Source organism: Nocardioides ungokensis, from assembly GCF_013466985.1.
GTDB lineage: Bacteria > Actinomycetota > Actinomycetes > Propionibacteriales > Nocardioidaceae > Nocardioides > Nocardioides ungokensis.
This window is the reverse complement of record NZ_CP059164.1, coordinates 2,121,884-2,138,034: the sequence shown is the minus strand read 5'-3', so window position 1 is coordinate 2,138,034 and position 16,151 is coordinate 2,121,884. Positions and strand designations below refer to the sequence as shown.

At 72.0% G+C, this 16,151-nt stretch carries 17 protein-coding genes and 3 pseudogenes; 8 read left to right on the top strand and 12 right to left on the bottom strand.

Going from position 1 to position 16,151, the window contains the following annotated elements:
- The first annotated feature begins 31 nt into the window (after nt 1-31).
- Nucleotides 32-676 carry a lysoplasmalogenase gene (locus H0S67_RS10555; protein ID WP_180936534.1) on the top strand — a complete coding sequence of 215 codons (645 nt, stop codon included), beginning with the start codon at nt 32-34 and terminating at the stop codon, nt 674-676.
- A gap of 12 nt (nt 677-688) precedes the next feature.
- Here H0S67_RS10555 and H0S67_RS25015 read toward each other — a convergent pair whose 3' ends face one another.
- The 4 genes from H0S67_RS25015 to dapA all read right to left on the bottom strand — a co-directional run bounded on the left by H0S67_RS25015 (nt 689) and on the right by dapA (nt 4,670).
- Nucleotides 689-1,789: a hypothetical protein gene (locus H0S67_RS25015; RefSeq protein WP_425489931.1), complete on the bottom strand. Its 1,101-nt coding sequence runs from the start codon at nt 1,787-1,789 to the stop codon at nt 689-691.
- Nucleotides 1,681-2,013, bottom strand: coding sequence for a hypothetical protein (locus tag H0S67_RS26655; RefSeq protein WP_281369007.1), 333 nt, complete (start codon nt 2,011-2,013; stop codon nt 1,681-1,683). Before H0S67_RS26655 ends, H0S67_RS25015 begins: the two co-directional genes overlap by 109 nt.
- 68 nt (nt 2,014-2,081) lie before the next feature.
- Entirely contained in the window at nt 2,082-3,767 is a 1,686-nt protein-coding gene (locus tag H0S67_RS10540; protein ID WP_180936533.1) for a ribonuclease J, read from the bottom strand.
- Nucleotides 3,768-4,670 carry a 4-hydroxy-tetrahydrodipicolinate synthase gene (dapA, locus tag H0S67_RS10535; protein WP_180936532.1) on the bottom strand — a complete coding sequence of 301 codons (903 nt, stop codon included), beginning with the start codon at nt 4,668-4,670 and terminating at the stop codon, nt 3,768-3,770.
- A gap of 128 nt (nt 4,671-4,798) precedes the next feature.
- On the opposite strand from dapA, the gene H0S67_RS10530 reads away from it, so the two are divergent.
- Nucleotides 4,799-5,347, top strand: coding sequence for a flavodoxin domain-containing protein (locus tag H0S67_RS10530; RefSeq protein WP_180936531.1), 549 nt, complete (start codon nt 4,799-4,801; stop codon nt 5,345-5,347).
- Nucleotides 5,344-6,204 (top strand): slipin family protein, encoded by an 861-nt coding sequence (locus H0S67_RS10525; protein ID WP_180936530.1) that lies wholly within the window; start codon nt 5,344-5,346, stop codon nt 6,202-6,204. Before H0S67_RS10530 ends, H0S67_RS10525 begins: the two co-directional genes overlap by 4 nt.
- 164 nt (nt 6,205-6,368) lie before the next feature.
- Here H0S67_RS10525 and H0S67_RS25010 read toward each other — a convergent pair.
- From H0S67_RS25010 to gcvT, 8 genes and pseudogenes are all read right to left on the bottom strand, one after another.
- Nucleotides 6,369-6,575: pseudogene (locus tag H0S67_RS25010) on the bottom strand (dihydrofolate reductase); the annotation flags it as partial.
- Nucleotides 6,575-6,718, bottom strand: coding sequence for a hypothetical protein (locus tag H0S67_RS25005; protein ID WP_246355283.1), 144 nt, complete (start codon nt 6,716-6,718; stop codon nt 6,575-6,577). The pseudogene H0S67_RS25010 and the gene H0S67_RS25005, both read right to left, overlap by 1 nt.
- Entirely contained in the window at nt 6,715-7,524 is an 810-nt protein-coding gene (locus H0S67_RS10515) for a thymidylate synthase (RefSeq protein WP_180936529.1), read from the bottom strand. The genes H0S67_RS25005 and H0S67_RS10515 overlap by 4 nt, the downstream gene beginning before the upstream one ends.
- A 40-nt stretch (nt 7,525-7,564) precedes the next feature.
- The gene (locus tag H0S67_RS10510) at nt 7,565-8,332 is read right to left on the bottom strand and encodes a PhzF family phenazine biosynthesis protein (RefSeq protein WP_246355282.1); all 768 of its coding nucleotides are present in this window, start codon (nt 8,330-8,332) and stop codon (nt 7,565-7,567) included.
- Between the two features lie 85 nt (nt 8,333-8,417).
- Nucleotides 8,418-9,566, bottom strand: coding sequence for a hypothetical protein (locus H0S67_RS10505; RefSeq protein ID WP_180936528.1), 1,149 nt, complete (start codon nt 9,564-9,566; stop codon nt 8,418-8,420).
- On the bottom strand, nt 9,563-9,748 hold the full coding sequence (locus H0S67_RS10500) for a sigma factor-like helix-turn-helix DNA-binding protein (RefSeq protein WP_281369038.1): 186 nt from the start codon (nt 9,746-9,748) through the stop codon (nt 9,563-9,565). The genes H0S67_RS10505 and H0S67_RS10500 overlap by 4 nt, the downstream gene beginning before the upstream one ends.
- A 384-nt stretch (nt 9,749-10,132) precedes the next feature.
- Nucleotides 10,133-10,390, bottom strand: coding sequence for a hypothetical protein (locus H0S67_RS10495; RefSeq protein ID WP_180936527.1), 258 nt, complete (start codon nt 10,388-10,390; stop codon nt 10,133-10,135).
- A gap of 7 nt (nt 10,391-10,397) precedes the next feature.
- The gene (gene gcvT / locus H0S67_RS10490; RefSeq protein ID WP_180936526.1) at nt 10,398-11,522 is read right to left on the bottom strand and encodes a glycine cleavage system aminomethyltransferase GcvT; all 1,125 of its coding nucleotides are present in this window, start codon (nt 11,520-11,522) and stop codon (nt 10,398-10,400) included.
- Between gcvT and H0S67_RS10485 the strand changes: the two are divergent.
- From H0S67_RS10485 to H0S67_RS10470, 5 genes and pseudogenes are all read left to right on the top strand, one after another.
- Nucleotides 11,463-13,081 (top strand): annotated as a pseudogene (locus tag H0S67_RS10485) (leucyl aminopeptidase). The gene gcvT and the pseudogene H0S67_RS10485 overlap by 60 nt on opposite strands.
- Before the next feature lie 440 nt (nt 13,082-13,521).
- Nucleotides 13,522-14,370, top strand: coding sequence for a hypothetical protein (locus H0S67_RS10480; protein ID WP_180936525.1), 849 nt, complete (start codon nt 13,522-13,524; stop codon nt 14,368-14,370).
- Between the two features lie 757 nt (nt 14,371-15,127).
- Nucleotides 15,128-15,373 (top strand): annotated as a pseudogene (locus H0S67_RS28100) (class I SAM-dependent methyltransferase); the annotation flags it as partial.
- A 112-nt stretch (nt 15,374-15,485) separates the two neighbouring features.
- The gene (locus tag H0S67_RS25000) at nt 15,486-15,728 is read left to right on the top strand and encodes a hypothetical protein (protein ID WP_246355280.1); all 243 of its coding nucleotides are present in this window, start codon (nt 15,486-15,488) and stop codon (nt 15,726-15,728) included.
- 146 nt (nt 15,729-15,874) lie between these two features.
- Nucleotides 15,875-16,147 (top strand): PLDc N-terminal domain-containing protein, encoded by a 273-nt coding sequence (locus H0S67_RS10470; RefSeq protein WP_180936523.1) that lies wholly within the window; start codon nt 15,875-15,877, stop codon nt 16,145-16,147.
- The last annotated feature ends 4 nt before the right edge of the window (nt 16,148-16,151 follow it).

Genomic DNA, 16,151 nt, shown 5'->3' with positions numbered 1-16,151 from the left:
GCCCCTCCCCCGCCGCTGCCATGCTGCGGCCATGAACGACGAGCTCGTCTGGCTCCTGCCCGCCGTGGTGGCCCCGGTCGACTGGTGGGCGGTGGCCCGCGGGGACCGTCGTACCGAGACCTGGGCGAAGCCCGCCACCCTGGTCGCCCTGATCGTCGCGGCCACGGTCCTCGGTGCCCCCGACTCCACGCCGGGCCGCTGGCTGCTCCTCGCGCTGGGCTTCGGACTGCTCGGTGACATCGCGCTGCTCGGCGACTCCCTGACCCGCTTCCGTGCCGGGGTCGCGGCCTTCCTGGTGGGCCACCTGGCCTACCTTGCCTGCTTCGCGACGCTGGGTCTCCCCCGACCCGCCTGGTCCTGGGCCGTGCTCCTGGTGCTGCTCGGCAGCTTCGTCGCCACCCGCGAGGTCCTCCCGGCGACGCACCGCCTCGACGGCGCCGCCCTGTCGGTCCCGGTCGCCGTCTACACCGCCGCCATCGGGGCGATGCTGGTCTGCGCCTGGTTCACCGGCGAGTGGCTGGTCGCCCTCGGTGCAACGGTCTTCGTCGCCAGCGACGCCACCCTCTCGGTCGACCGGTTCGTCCGACCGATCCCGAGGGCACACCTGGTCGTGATGGTCACCTACCACCTCGGGCAGGCGCTGATCGTGGCCGGCGTGCTGGCGGCAACGGGCTGACCGCGCCCTCCGTCAGCGGAGGATGCCCGGCGCGTACGTCGCCAGCACCCTGCGCACGGCGGGGATGGACCGAGCGAAGCCTGCGTCCGGAGAGGTCGAGAGAATCCGCCCGGCGGCGGGGATGGCCTGCACGGTGCCGTTGCAGGTGCCCCGCTCGTCGTTGAGGCAGGTGTTGGTGCCCTTGCCACCCCAGGCCTCGTCCGTGCCGTCGCCACCGTCGAGGGAGTCGTCGCCGGTGTCGCCGTGCATCACGTCGTCACCACCCAGCGTGGTGGCGTCAAGGGCGCCGCCGTAGACCTCGACGAAGTCGCGTGCGCCGGTCCCGGTGTAGCTCCACGTGCCGCCGCCGGACAGCGTGAAGCCGCTGAAGTTGCTGAAGGCGGCAGTGCTGGACGTGCTCCCTGACTGGGCGACGGCGGTGCCGGCCGCCCGGTCGACAGTGGCAGCGGAGTCTTCGGGCGCCTGGAGGGACACCTGGTTGCGGCCAGGACCGCCGTCGAGGACGTCGTTGCCGGCCGGGTCGAGCGCCGCGGCCACGTAGTCGGGGCCACGGCCCCCGTGAACGGTCGCGGGCTTCCGGCCGACGCCGGCCAGCAGGTCCGGCCCGGCGGCGCCCGAGAGGGTGTCGGTGCCGTGCAGACCGATCACGAAGTCGCTGCCCGGCCCGCCGGCGAGGGTGTCATCACCGGCTGAGTCCATGAGCACGTCCGCGCCACCACGACCGGCCAGCCCGTCGTCGCCCGCGCCGCCCACCAAGAACTCCTGCAGCGAGGACCCCTTCAGCTCGTCGTCGAACCCGGAGCCCACGACCTTGAGTCGGTCGACGCGGACGATCGTGTCCTGCCCCTCGCCGCGGCCCGTGCCGGCACGCAGGTCCACGGTGACCCCAGCACGGCTCCGCCGGTAGGTCACCGTGTCGAGGCGCACGACAGCCTCATGACGGCCGTAGTCCGCCTGGGCGTCGAGCAGGTCGTCTCCAGGGCCGCCGTCGAGCACGTCCCCCGTCACCATGATCTGGCCGTGGCCGAGGTTCCGGTGCTTGTCGAGGCCACCGTGGAGGGCGTCGTCACCACGCCCGCCCACGAGCCGGTCCGCGCCGAGTCCGCCGCACAGCAGGTCGTTGCCGCGCAGCCCCCGAGGTGGTCGTTGCCGCCCAGCCCGACGATCACGTCGGCCCCGTCCGTGCCGACCAGGGTGTCGTCACCGGGCGTGCCGACGATGGTGGCGGCCACCCCGTGACAGGTCGGCACCGTGGCCGCCGACGCGGGCACGAGCCCCGCGGTCGTCAGCGCCACGGTGGGGACGGCGAGGGTGAGGGCGAGCGTGCGACGCAGCAAGACGGCTCCCGAGAGGGCGGACGGGCCAGGGCCCCGCGAGCCTAGACCATCACGACCCGGCGCGAGGCCTACGCCTCGATCACCACCGGGATGATCATCGGCCGCCGCCGGTGGGTGTTGCTGACCCACCGGCCCACGACCCGCCGTACGGTCTGCTGCAGCTGGTAGGAGTCGGTGTTGCCCTCGGCCACCGCGCGGTCGAGCGCCTCGCAGATCGGCTTCTTGATCTCGTCGAACGTCGAGTCGTCCTCGGCGAAGCCGCGGGCGTGGATCTCGGGCCCGCTGGAGACCTTGCCGGTCACCGAGTCGACCACGACGATGACGGAGATGAAGCCCTCCTCGCCGAGGATGCGACGGTCCTTGAGGTCGGACTCGGTGATGTCGCCGACCGAGGAGCCGTCGACGAAGACGTAGCCGCAGTCGACCTTGCCGACCACCGAGGCCACCCCGTCGACGAGGTCGACGACGACTCCGTCCTCGGCCAGCACGACGTTCGGGACGCCGGTGGCCCGGGCGAGGTCGGCGTTGGCCCGCATGTGCCGGATCTCGCCGTGCACCGGGAGCACGTTCTTCGGCTTCACGATGTTGTAGCAGTAGAGGAGCTCGCCGGCGCTGGCGTGGCCGCTGACGTGGACGAGGGCGTTGCCCTTGTGCACGACGTTCGCGCCCCACCGGGCCAGGCCGTTGATGACGCGGTAGACGGCGTTCTCGTTGCCCGGGATCAGGCTGGAGGCGAGCAGGACCGTGTCGCCCTCCTCGATGTGAACGAAGTTGTGGTTGCGCTGCGCGATCCGCGAGAGGGCGCTCATCGGCTCGCCCTGTGACCCGGTGGAGATGAGCACCTGGCGCTCGGGCGGCAGGTCGGCGAGGTCCTTGGTGTCGACGAGCACGCCCGGCGGCACCCTGAGGTAGCCGAGGTCGCGCGCGATCGCCATGTTGCGCACCATCGAGCGGCCGACGTAGGCGACCTGCCGCTCGTGGGCGTACGCCGCGTCGAGCACCTGCTGCACCCGGTGCACGTGGGAGGCGAAGCAGGCGACGATGATGCGTTGCTTCGACTCGTGGAAGACCCGGTCGATGACCGGGGTGATGACCTTCTCGGCGGGGGTGAACCCGGGGGTCTCGGCGTTGGTGGAGTCGGTGAGGAAGAGGTCGACGCCCTCCTCGCCGAGACGGGCGAAGGCGCGCAGGTCGGTGATTCGGCCGTCGAGCGGCAGCTGGTCCATCTTGAAGTCACCGGTGTGCAGGACCAGGCCGGCCCCGGTGCGGATGGCGACCGCCAGCGCGTCCGGGATGGAGTGGTTGACCGCCACGAACTCCAGGTCGAAGGGGCCGAAGGAGATCCGGTCACCCTCCTTGACGACGTGGTGGACGGTCTCCCTGAGCCGGTGCTCGCGCAGCTTGCTGCCGAGCAGGGCCAGGGTCAGCTCCGAGCCGACCAGCGGGATGTCACCGCGCTCGCGCAGGAGGTACGGCGTCGCGCCGATGTGGTCCTCGTGGCCGTGGGTGAGCACCAGTGCCTCGACCTTGTCCAGGCGGTCCCGGATCGCGTCGAAGTCGGGGAGGATCAGGTCGACACCCGGGTGGCTGTCCTCGGGGAACAGCACGCCGCAGTCGACGATGAGCAGCCGGTCGTCGTACTCGAAGACCGTCATGTTCCTGCCGACCTCGCCGAGCCCGCCCAGCGGGGTGATCCGCAAACCCCCCTTCGTCAGCTCGGCCGGCGCGGAGAGTTCGGGATGAGGGTGTGACATCTAGTTCCTTAGCAGGCCGGACGCGGCGAGCCCCGCTCGCAGCGCGGCCACTTCGTCGTCGTCCAGGGCCACGAGTGGTCCGCGGACGTTGCGGTTGTCGAGGACGCCGAGGAGCTGGAGTGCTGCCTTGGCGGTGGTCGCTCCGTAGTTGGGGACGCCCATCACGGCGTCGATCGCGGGGAGCATCCGCGTGAAGCTCTGAAGTGCGCCCGCGTGGTCGCCGGCGAGGAAGGCGTCGATCATGGCGCGGGTCTCGTCGCCCGCCACGTGACCGACCACGGAGACGACGCCGGCGGCGCCGTGCGCCAGCCAGCCGAGGGTGTTGGCGTCGTCGCCGGAGTAGAGGGCGTAGCCCATCTGCATGATCCTGACCCCGCGCGCGTAGTCGCCGACGGCGTCCTTGACCGCGATCACGGGCTCCCAGGCGATCGCCTGCTCGTAGACGTCGAGCGAGATCTGGATGCCCGTGCGGCCGGGGACGTCGTAGAGCATGACCGGCACGTCCGTGGCCGCGACGACCTGGCGGAAGTGGTGGAGCACGCCCGCCTGGCCGGGCTTGTTGTAGTAGGGGGTGACGAGCAGCAGCCCGTCGGCGCCCAGCTTCTGGGCCTGCTCGGCGAGCTCCACCGAGTGGGCCGTCGAGTTGGTGCCCACGCCGGCCACGACCTTCGCGCGGTCGCCCACGGCGTCCCTGACCGCGGCCAGGATCTCCCCGTCCTCGGCGACGCTGGTGGTCGGGGACTCACCGGTGGTGCCCGAGACGACGACCCCGTCGTGACCGTGGTCGACCAGGTGGGTCGCGATGCGCGCGGTGCCCTCGAGGTCGACCGATCCGTCGTCGTGGAACGCAGTGGCCATCGCGGTCAGCACGCGGCCGAAGGGAGCCTCGGGCGGGTTCGTCATGGAGCACAGGTTATCGCCCGTCACCCCCTGCTCCGACCACCGCGGTGACCAGCGATCCACCCACCCGGGTCTTTCTGCCCTGCCCTGGCCCGACCGGCGGGCGCACGGTGGGGGCGAAGGAGGTCACGATGTCCGTGCTCGTGGTCTACGGGAGCCGCTACGGCGCCACCCGGGGCATCGCCGAGCGCATCGGCGAGACCCTGCGCGCGTGCGGCCACGAGGTGGACGTCCGGGAGGCCTCCCCGGTCCTCACCGCGACGGCGTACGACGCGTTCGTGATCGGCAGCGCGGCCTACCGCGGGTCCTGGCTCGAAGGGCCGGTCGACTTCGTGATGCGGCACGTGGACGTCCTCGCGGAGCGGCCGGTGTGGCTGTTCAGCAGCGGGCCGCTCGGCACCTCGACGACCGACGACGAGGGGAACCCGCTGGTCGACGTCACGCGGCCGCGCCAGTTCGACGAGCTCGAGGAGGCGCTGCTGCCACGGGACATGCGGGTGTTCTTCGGCGCGCTCGACCCCGCCCGGCTCGACTTCCGCGACCGGATGGCCCGCAGGCTGCCCGCCGGTCGACGGCTGCTGCCGGCCGGCGACTTCCGCGACTGGGGCGCCGTGGACGCCTGGGCGCGAGACATCGGGGCCCACATCCCGGGCCCCGCGACGAAGGGAACACCGTCATGACCGGCTGGATCGTCGCCGCCGTCCTGGCCGCGCTCGTCGTCATCGGGCTGGCGATGTCGATCAAGGTCGTCAAGCAGTACGAGAAGGGCGTGCTCTTCCGGCTGGGCCGGGTGCGGGGGGTCCGCGAGCCGGGGCTGCACTTCATCATCCCGGTCGTCGACGTCCTGCAGCGGGTGTCCCTGCGGATCGTCACGATGCCGATCCAGTCCCAGGGCATCATCACCCGGGACAACGTGAGCATCGACGTCGCTGCGGTCGCCTACTACCGGGTCGTCGACGCCGTGAAGTCGGTCGTGGCGATCGAGAACGTCTCGGCCGCCATCAACCAGATCGCCCAGACCACGCTGCGCAACGTCGTCGGCCAGCACGCCCTCGACGAGATCCTGTCGGAGACCGACGCGATCAACGTGAACATCCGCGAGATCCTCGACGTCACGACGGCGGACTGGGGCGTCGTGGTGACCCTCGTCGAGCTCAAGGACATCCAGCTGCCCGACAGCATGAAGCGGGCGATGGCTCGGCAGGCCGAGGCGGAGCGGGAGAAGCGGGCCAAGATCATCGCCGCCGAGGGCGAGGCCTCCGCGGCCGCCGCGCTGGGCGAGGCCTCGGACACGATGATGGCGCACCCGCTGGCACTCCAGCTGCGCAACCTGCAGAGCCTCATCGAGATCGGCGTCGACAAGAACACCACCGTGGTCTTCCCCGCGCCGCTGATGAGCACGATCGGCGACCTCGGGGCCTTCCTGCGGCGCGAGACGCTGGCCGCGGCGGACCAGGCTCCCCCGCCGCCTCCGACGGTCGTCCCGGACGCGCGGCACGACCTGCTCGGCGAGAAGCCGCACGTGGTCGAGGCCTGAGAGGTCGGGCAGCGGGCCGGCTCAGAACTCCTGGCGCCGCTTCCACCAGACCCGGTCGTAGTCGTCGCCGGGCTCGCGGCGGGCCTCGGTCCACTCGCTGGGCTCGAACTCGGGGTAGGCACGTCCGCCCTCGGGTCGCGGTGCACCTCGGTGATGACCTGCTCGTCGGCGTACGGCATCGCGGCGGCGTAGACCTGGGCGCCGCCGGCGACCATCACGTCGCCGGACAGGTCCTCGGCCCGGGCCAGGGCCTCCTCGACGTCGTGCGCCACGAGGACGCCGTCGGCCTGCCACGAGGGGTCCCGGGTGAGGACGATGGTGGTGCGCCCCGGCAGCGGCCGGCCGATGGACTCGTACGTCGTGCGCCCCATCACCAGCGTGTGGCCGAGGGTGAGCCGCTTGAACTCGGCCTGCTCCCCGGGATCCGCCACGGGATGTCGGGGCCATTGCCGATCACGCCGTTCTCGGCCACGGCCGCGACGAGGACGACCCGCTTGCCGGAGGGGGTGCTCATACCGCGATGGGAGCCTTGATCCCCGGGTGCGGGTCGTAGCCCTCGATCGCGATGTGCTCGAGGTCGAACTCGTCGAGCGCGGTGACCGACGGGTCGAGCACGAGCCGCGGCAGCGGGCGCGGCTCGCGAGTCAGCTGGAGGCGGGCCTGGTCGAGGTGGTTGAGGTAGAGGTGCGCGTCGCCGAGGGTGTGCACGAAGTCCCCGACCTCCAGGCCGGTCACCTGGGCGACCATGTGCGTGAGCAGCGCGTAGGAGGCGATGTTGAACGGCACGCCGAGGAAGATGTCGGCGCTGCGCTGGTAGAGCTGGCAGCTCAGCCGACCGGGCCCGGTCGCCGAGGGGGCGACGTAGAACTGGAACATCGTGTGGCAGGGCGCGAGGGCCATCTGCGGGATGTCGGCGACGTTCCACGCCGAGACGATGTGGCGGCGCGAGTCGGGGTCGCGACGGATCTGGTCGACGACCTGGGCGATCTGGTCGACGTGACGGCCGTCGGGGGTGGGCCAGCTGCGCCACTGGTAGCCGTAGACCGGCCCGAGGTCGCCGTCGGCGTCGGCCCACTCGTCCCAGATCGTGACGCCGCGGTCCTGCAGCCACTTGACGTTGGTGTCGCCGCGGAGGAACCACAGCAGCTCGGCGAAGACCGACCGGGTGTGGATCTTCTTCGTCGTGACCAGCGGGAAGCCCGCGGCGAGGTCGAAGCGCAGCTGGTGACCGAAGACGCTTCGCGTCCCGGTGCCGGTCCGGTCGCCCTTCTCCACGCCGTCGTCGAGCACTCGCTGGAGGAGATCGAGGTAGGCCTGCACGACGCCGAGACTACCGCCGGGGGCGACCGCTCCGGGGAAGCTAGAGCGCGACCTCGCCGGTGACCGTGGTCAGCGCGTCGCCACCGACCCACACCTCGCCGTCCTCCACGCTGACGTGCACCCGGCCCGCGCGCTGCAGGACGGTTCCCTGGCTCGCGACGTACGCCGCGGGGAGGCGACCGCCGCCGAGCCACTGGCCGATGCCCGCGTTGAGCGACCCGGTGACCGGGTCCTCGGGCATGCCGTACCCGGGGCAGAACGCCCGCACCTCGACGGCGAGGTCACCGTGGGCGTACTCCCCCACCACGCCGACCTTGAGGCCACCGAAGGCCGCCCAGTCGGGCTCGACCGCCAGCACCGCCTCGGCGTCCTTCAGCAGGACGCCCACCCAGCCGGGGCCGTTGTCGATCCAGGCGGACTCGAGGAGGTCCGACCGGTCGAGACCGAGGGCGGTCGCGATCCGGGCCAGGTCGGCCTCGTCGACCGGCCCCGACCGCAGCAGCGGCGGCGCCGCGAACGCCGGCCGGTCGTCGGCACCTCGGCCGCGGCGGATCGTCACCAGCCCGGCGCCGCACTCCTGGACCACGACGTCGTCGCGCGACGGCACGCCTCCGGCCTCAAGCCAGGCGTGGCAGGAGCCCAGGGTCGGGTGTCCCGCGAAGGGCAGCTCGCCGCCGGGGGTCCAGATCCGGAGCCGGTAGTCCGCACCGGGCTCGGTGGGGGGTAGCAGGAACGTCGTCTCGGAGAGGTTGGTCCAGCGGGCGAACGCCGCCATCTCCTCGTCGGTGATCCCGTCGGCGTCGTGCACGACCCGACGGGGTTGCCGAGGAGCGGCTCGGCGGAGAACACGTCGACCTGGCTGAAGCGGCGCATGGGCCACAGGCTAGTGGTGCTCAGCTGGGCAGGACGGGGAGCGACCCGGTGTGGGGGAACGTCGTCACCGAGGTGCAGCTCTGCGCCTCGATCTGGCAGGTCCGCAGCTCGTAGGGCCCCGTGAGCGCCATTCGCTCGAACTCCACCGCCTGGGGCTCGTGAGCCCGGTGGGCGACCACGTAGGTGACCGCGTCTCCCGGCCCGAAGGTGGCCGCCACGGCGACGTCACCGCGGCGGAGGCCGGTCCACAGCCGCTCGCCGGAACGCGCGTCGTAGATGGCCACCGGGCCGAACGGGCCCGAGACCCGGGCGCTCGTGGTCCGGGTCAGCACCTGCAGCCCGTCGGGCGAGAGCTGGGCGTCCGTCCCGTCCCGGACGTAGGAGACGCTGAAGAACGGCTGGGTGATGCCGATGTGCCTCGCCCGCACGGCTCCCACGCGGGTCCCGGCTGCGACGTCGAGGAGGCCCTCGTCGTCGATGCGCTCGGGCTGCGCGCCGGAGGGCGTCCACACGTAGTCGCCGCCCAAGGAGGCGTAGTAGACGCGACCGCCGTCGATGGCGATGGGGTAGCTGCCGTGGTCGAGCCGGCGCTGCCCGCTGTAGGGAAGGTCCAGGACGCCCTGGACGCGACGGTCGGCCACGTCGTAGACGACGAGCCGCGGGGCGTGGTCGCGGGGGTCCACCCAGGCCACCCAGCCGGGCTTGCCGGAGGCGGCGAGCGGCGCGCCGGCGACCTTGTGCCCGATCGTGACGAGGTGGCCGTCGCCCTCGATCAGGACCACGCCGCCCCGCTCGTCTCCGACCACGGCGCCGGATCCCAGCGGCACCAGGTCCTCGACTCCGGGCAGCTCGACGGCCACGTGCTCGAGGTGCAGGACGTTGTTGGCCCACCACGCCACGTCGGCCGGGTTGTCGGCCTCGACCACCCGGGGCTGCGGCTCCTGCTCGGGCGCCGGCGCGGGCCGGGTTCCCAGCCACGTCCCGACCCCGACCAGGGCCAGCGAGGCCGCGACCGCCAGCGCCACCACGCTGCGACGGCGTCGCCGGCGCGCCCTTGCCGCGGCGACGACCCCCTCGACGGGCGCAGGGGGCACGTCGACCGCTGTGGCCGCCATCCGGAAGACCTCCTCGGCAAGCTGCGTGCCCGCAGGTTCATGGGTCGCGCTCATCGCGAGGCCCCCCACACGGCGGGCATGTCGAGCCGCTCGAGGGCGTCGGCCAGCGTCACCTCCACGACCTCGACCTGGAGCTCGAGGAGGTCGCCCACCTGCCGTTCGTCGAGGCCGGCGGCGTAGCGGAGCACGACCACGCGCCGGCGCTGGTCGTCCAGCCCGTCGAGGGCCTCGAGCAGGGCGTCTCGGACCAGCTCGGCGTTCGGTCCGGTCCGGCTCCGGGCCGTCGTCGGCCGTGTCCGTCATGTCCGCCCTGTCACGGGAGTCCCGCGCCAGCGTGTCGAGGACCGATCGGTAGACCTGCACGTCGATGTCGTCGGACTCCCGGACCCGACGCCAGTCCAGGTAGCAGCGCGACAGGCTCCGTTGCACGACCTCCTCGGCGTGCGGCTGCCCGCAGCCGAGGAGCACCAAGGTGCGCACCAGCGCCGGCCAGCGCGCCACCATGTAGGCGGCGAAGTCGCGGTCGTGGTGCATGGGTCCATCCTCCGGCGCGCGGGCCGGGTGGACCAGACCTCTCAGGACGTCCGGGCGGTTGCCCGGGCGACGACGTGCAAGTCAGGTCAGGCGTGCAGCGACATGGGTCCGTAGACCTGCCGCTCGTGCTCGAACAGCGTGACCGCGTCGACGCCCTCCGCGGCCAGGTCCGACCAGTACTCCCCCACCCACGACTCGGCGTCGGCCTGGCTGGCGAACCTCTGGTCGGCGTACTCCTCGCCGACGGTGATCTCGGCGCCGGCGGAGTTCTCGAGTCGCCACCACCAGGGCCGCTCGGCGGCGCTGGGCTGACGGAAGGTCGGGGGCTGGTCGGGCAGGTTCACCGGTGGGTCACGCCTCTCGTACCGACGGGTCGACGAAGGGGGGCTTCACGAGCTGGAAGATCTCCCGGCGGCCGCGGACGTCGACGCCCACCTCGGCCTCGGGGTTGACGAACGACGGCACCAGCGCCAGCCCGATGCCCTTGCGCAGGGTCGGGGAGAAGGTGCCGGAGGTGATCTCACCCAGCAGCACGTCCGGCGTCAGCGAGACGCTCATGCCCGGGCGCGGGATGCCACGGCCGACGGCGACCAGTCCGCGCAGCACCCGCTCGGGGCCGCGCTCCTTCTCGGCCAGCAGGACGTCGCGGCCCCAGAACTGCGGCTTGGACCAGCCGACGGCCCAGCCGAGCCGGGCCTGGTTGGGGGTCACGTCCAGGCTGATGTCCTGCCCGTGCAGCGGGTAGCCCATCTCGGTGCGCAGCGTGTCGCGGGCCCCGAGGCCACACGCGAGGATGCCGTACTGCTCGCCCGCCGCCATCAGCGCGTCCCACAGCGGGACGGCCACGTCGTTGGGGGCGATCAGCTCGTAGCCGCGCTCGCCGGTGTAGCCGGTGCGGCAGACCACAACGGTGGACCCGTGGAACTGGGTCTCCTCGAAGGACATGTAGTCGTGGCCGGTGGGCAGCCCGATCGCGTCCAGCACCTCGTCGGACTTCGTGCCCTGCACGGCCAGGACCGCGTGGTCGCGGTGCTGGTCGGTCACCGTGACGCCCTCAGGGGCCTCGGCCGCGAGGCGGCGTACGACCTCCGCGGTGTTGGCGGCGTTGGGCACCAGCAGCACCCGCTCGTCGTCATGGAGGTAGACGATGAGGTCGTCGACGATGCCGCCGGTCTCGTCGTCGCAGCACAGCGTGTACTGCGCCTTGCCCGGAGCGATCCGGCCCAGGTCGTTGGTCAGCGTCGCGTTGACGTACGCCGCGGCACCGGGGCCACTCACCAGCGCCTTGCCGAGGTGGCTCACGTCGAAGATGCCGACCGACTCGCGGACGGCCGTGTGCTCCTTGACCACGCCGGAGGGGTACTCCAGCGGCATGGACCAGCCACCGAACTCCGCGAACTTCGCCCCGAGGGCGACGTGGCGCTCGTGCAGCGGGGAGGTCAACAGGTCGGAGGGGGCGGCCGGCTGGTCGGACATGGACGCGAACCTACCGCAGCGGGGTGGGCCGCCCGGGTGGCTGGTTATCCTGCCCCGGTGACGTCGTACACCCTTCGCAGCGCCAGCCCGGCCAAGACCCGCACCGACGCCGTCGTCGTCGGCGTGGTCCAGGACAGCAAGGGCGCCTCCATCGCGCCCGGCGGGGAGGACGTCGCCAAGGCCTACGGCCGCAAGCTGAGTCCCCTGCTCGCCACCCTGGGTGTCACCGGCAAGGCCGGCGAGGTCGTCAAGGTGCCGACGGCCGGCACCATCACCTCGCCCCTGCTGGTGCTCGTCGGCCTCGGGAAGAAGGTGGACGCCACGGCGGTGCGTCGTGCCGCCGGAGTCGCGGCTCGGGCTGTCACCAACGCGGCCACCGTCGCCGTGGCGCTCCCCGCGGACACCCCGGAGCTGGTGCGTGCGGTGACGGAGGGCTACGAGCTGGGCGCCTACACCTTCACGGCGTACAAGCACGACTCGAAGAAGGAGGACACCGCCGCCGCCGACGTCGTCCTCCTCACCGCGTCGGCGCGCAAGAAGGAGACCGTCACGGCGTTCGAGGAGGCCCGCGTCGTGGTCCGCGCCGTCGCCGGCACCCGCGACTGGGTCAACACGCCGCCCGGCGACCTGACGCCCCCGAAGTTCGCCGACGCGGTTGCGGAGGCCACCAAGCAGCTGACCAAGGGCCGCGGCGCCCCGAAGGTGGGCATCCGCGTCCTCGACGAGAAGGAGCTCGCCGAGCTCGGCTGTGGCGGCATCCTCGGTGTGGGTGTCGGCTCGTCCGCTCCGCCGCGTCTCGTGGAGCTGACCTACGCGCCCAAGGACGCCAAGGCCCACCTCGCCCTGGTCGGCAAGGGCATCACCTTCGACTCCGGCGGCCTGACCATCAAGCCGGCCCAGAGCATGGGCGAGATGAAGTCCGACATGGCCGGCGCAGCGGCCGTCGTGCAGGCCACCTTCGCGATCGCCGAGCTCGGCCTCCCGATCCGGGTCACCACCTACGCGCCGATGGCGGAGAACATGGTGTCGGGCTCGTCGACGCGGCCCGGTGACGTCCTGACGATGTACGGCGGCAAGACCGTCGAGGTCCTCAACACCGACGCCGAGGGCCGTCTCGTGCTCGCCGACGCCCTGGTCCGCGCGACCGAGCAGTCGCCCGACGTCATCCTCGACGTCGCCACGCTGACCGGACACATGGTCGTCGCCCTCGGCGACCGGGTGGCCGGCGTGCTCGGCACCGACGAGATCGTCGACCAGGTCCTGGCCGCCGCGGAGTCCGCCGCGAGGCCATGTGGCCCATGCCGATCCCCGAGGCCATGCAGGACCGGATCACGAGCAGCAAGATCGCCGACCTCGCGCAGCACGACTGGGTCCGCTGGGGCGGAGGCCTGTTCGCCGCGGCGTTCCTGCGCGAGTTCACCGCCGGCATCCCCTGGGCCCACCTCGACATCGCCGGCCCGTCGTTCAACTCCGGCAGCGCCTGGGGACACACCACCGCCGGAGGCACCGGCGTCGCCGTCGCGACCCTCGTGGACTACGCGAGGACGCTCGCCGACTGAAGCCTCTCGCTCGGATTCCGCCGGTCGAGCAGCGCCGGTGGTTGAGGTGCGAGCGCCAGCGAGCCTCGAAACCCCCGCGGCGAAGGCAGGACGCCAGGATGTCGCAGGTCGAGTAGCGAGCGCCAGCGAGCGTGTCGAGACCTCGCCGCCGGCGGCTCGCGGCGCGTGGGTGGTTGCGGTGACGGCAGCTATGCGGAGCAGTACGCCGCGGGTTGCGGCCGCATCCCGGCCTACGGCTGCCGTTGGCCGAGTGGCGCCGGTGGTTGAGGTGCGAGCGCCAGCGAGCCTCGAAACCCCCGCAGCCCAGGCAGGGCGACGACCCGAAGATCGGCCCACGCGAAAGCTTTACCTTCGCTCGTCCCCAGAACCCCCGGACCGGCCCGGTTCCGGCACCTGACTGTCGGTGGTCTATGCGATCGATGGACACATGTTCGAAACCGGTGCATGCAGGAGAGTCCGTCGAGGTCGCCGACCTCGACGCGACCGCCCTGCTCGCATTCCTCGACCAGCGCAAGCTCGACGCCCGGATCGCCGAACGGGACAAGCTCCGGGCCGCCGCCCAGTGGTGCGTGCTCCACCCCGCCACCGCGGACACCGGCACCGCCACCTGGGGCGGCGCCATGCTCCTGGGCGGTGACCTGGACGGGGACGAATCGCTGGGTGGGACGGCACCCGGCGGTCTCGGCGTTCGCCCCGAGCCGCTCGCGGCCGTGCTGGGGGTGGCCACTGAGACGGGGATGAAGCTGATCGCCGACGCCCTCGACCTGCAGCACCGGCTCCCCGCATCTGGCGACTGGTGGAGCGCTGGGGTGGAGCCGTACAAGGCCCGCACGTCGCCCAGGCCACCCACCGCCTCTCCCGCGACGCCGCGGAGTACGTACGCGCAGCTCGCCGACAGTGCCCTCTGCTCTGCGCGGCGATCGAGACCGCCGTCGCCCACGCGATCGCCAAGTTCACCCCGAGCTGCTCGAACGCGAGAAGACCGGGAAGCAGTCCTGGCACGTCACCTGCGCCACCCCGCCCCGCGAGTACGCCGGCACCTCCTGGCTCGACATCACCGGCGACACCCTCGACCTCACCGCCTTCCACGACCTCGTCTGCGACCAGCCGCCCAGCTCAAGGCGCTCGGGGACACCGACGAGCTGGAGGTCCGCAAGGCCAAGGCGCTGGGCGTGATCGCCTCCCAGCAGGCCCAGCTCGACCTCACCACCTGCTCGGCTCCGACGACAAGCCCGGGCAGAGTCCCGACGCGCCGCGGACGCCGAAGACCCGGTTCTACCTCCACCTGAACCTGGCCGACCTCGCCACCCACGGCACCTCCCAGCGACCTGGCGCGCGGGCACGGTCGAGCGGCTCGGCGCCGCGACCATCACCCGGATCAAGAGTGGGTCGGCCACTCCCAGGTCACCGTCCAGCCGGTCCTCGACCTCGGCCGCGGCGACGCGGTCGACGGGCACGAACCACCCGCGTGGATGCGCGAGCTGGTCATCCTCCGCGACGGCCACTGCGTCTTCCCCTGGTGCCACCACGACGCCCGAACCGCCGACCTCGACCACATCGACCCCTACATCCCCATCGACGAGGGCGGACCACCCGGCCAAACCCACCCGAGAACCTGCCCCCTTGTGCCGGCGACATCACCGCGCCAAGACCAGCCGACGATGGCGCTACCGACGCCGACCCGACAGCACCTACGAATGGCACGGACCCCACGGCCGCCTACCTGGTCACACCCCACGGCACCCTCGAGCTCCCCACCAACTGAGCCTCACCCCGCAAACGCCAGAACCCGGCAGCCCCCCGGACTGCCGGGCCACCGGCATGCTCCGGGCGGCACATCGATTGGACCGGACCGAGCTCGAGAGTGCTGGCGTCAGGCGCGTGCGACACTGCGCCAGTGACCTCGAGGTCGTCGCTGGTGAGCACGGAACGGCCGTTCTACGACCGTCACGCTGACGCGTACGACGCCCTGATCACGGACCGGTCGAACCGTGGGTTGAGGCGGTCCACCACCGACTCCGCGGGGCGGGTCTCCAGAAGGCTCGGGTGCTGGACGCGGGCTGCGGCACCGGCCGCCACGCCCAGGGCCTCGCCACGTACGGTCACCGCGTCGCGCTGCTGGATGCGTCGACCAGGCTGCTGGAGATCGCGCGGCGCCGGTGCCCGGACGCGGACTCCTGGCAGGCGGACCTCTGTTCGCCGGCGATCGACACCACCTTCGACGCCGTCATGAGTCGTGGGGTGCTGAACGACCTGGTCCTCGACGAGGAGCGCGACGCTGCCTTCGGTGCGTTCGCGGCCCTGTGCGATCGAGGGGGCCTCCTGTTCCTGGACGTCAGGGAGGCGGCGGCCTCGGCCCTGCGGGCGGACGGCCGGACGCGACGAATCACGGCATCCCTGGGTGATGGGAAGTCACTCGTCTTCACCAGTGTGGGCGGAGGGGCGCATCCTCGTCGAAGAGGGCTACGAGCTCACCGGCCCGGACGGGCTCTCGACGTCCCACGCGTACACGTTCGAGATGCGCCCGTGGACACGAGCCGAGCTCACGGACCACCTCACCGCACATGGCTTCGACCACGTCGAAATCGGTGCAGGGGTCGGCCGGAGGACTGACGACCGGCTGTTCGTGGTCGCCGAGCGACCGTGACGCCGCTGGCGCCTCGGATGCCGCCCTGCGGCTTGCTGCGCCGGTTGCACCTGCAGCTTGCCCGTCCCACGTAGTTCTGGCGAATGCCCACGGAGGTGACCACCGCCGGTGCTACTTTCGGGCCGGCTCCTAGCGAAGGACGGACGATGTCGATCACCCAGACAGCTGTCGAGGCCACCAACTTCCTCCCCATGGGCCCCGTGCTGGCCTTCGGGCTCGTCGGCCTCGTGCTGTTCCTCGTCTGGGTCTGGGCTCTCATCGACGCGCTCCAGAAGCCTGACGGGCAGTGGGCCGCGGCCGGCCAGAGCAAGCTTCTCTGGGTCCTGTTGATCGCGCTCCTCGGCGTGCTGGGGGCGATCCTCTACTTCGCGATGGCCCGGCCTGCGTTGCGCAACGGCGTGGCCCAGGGCCCGCGCTAGGCAG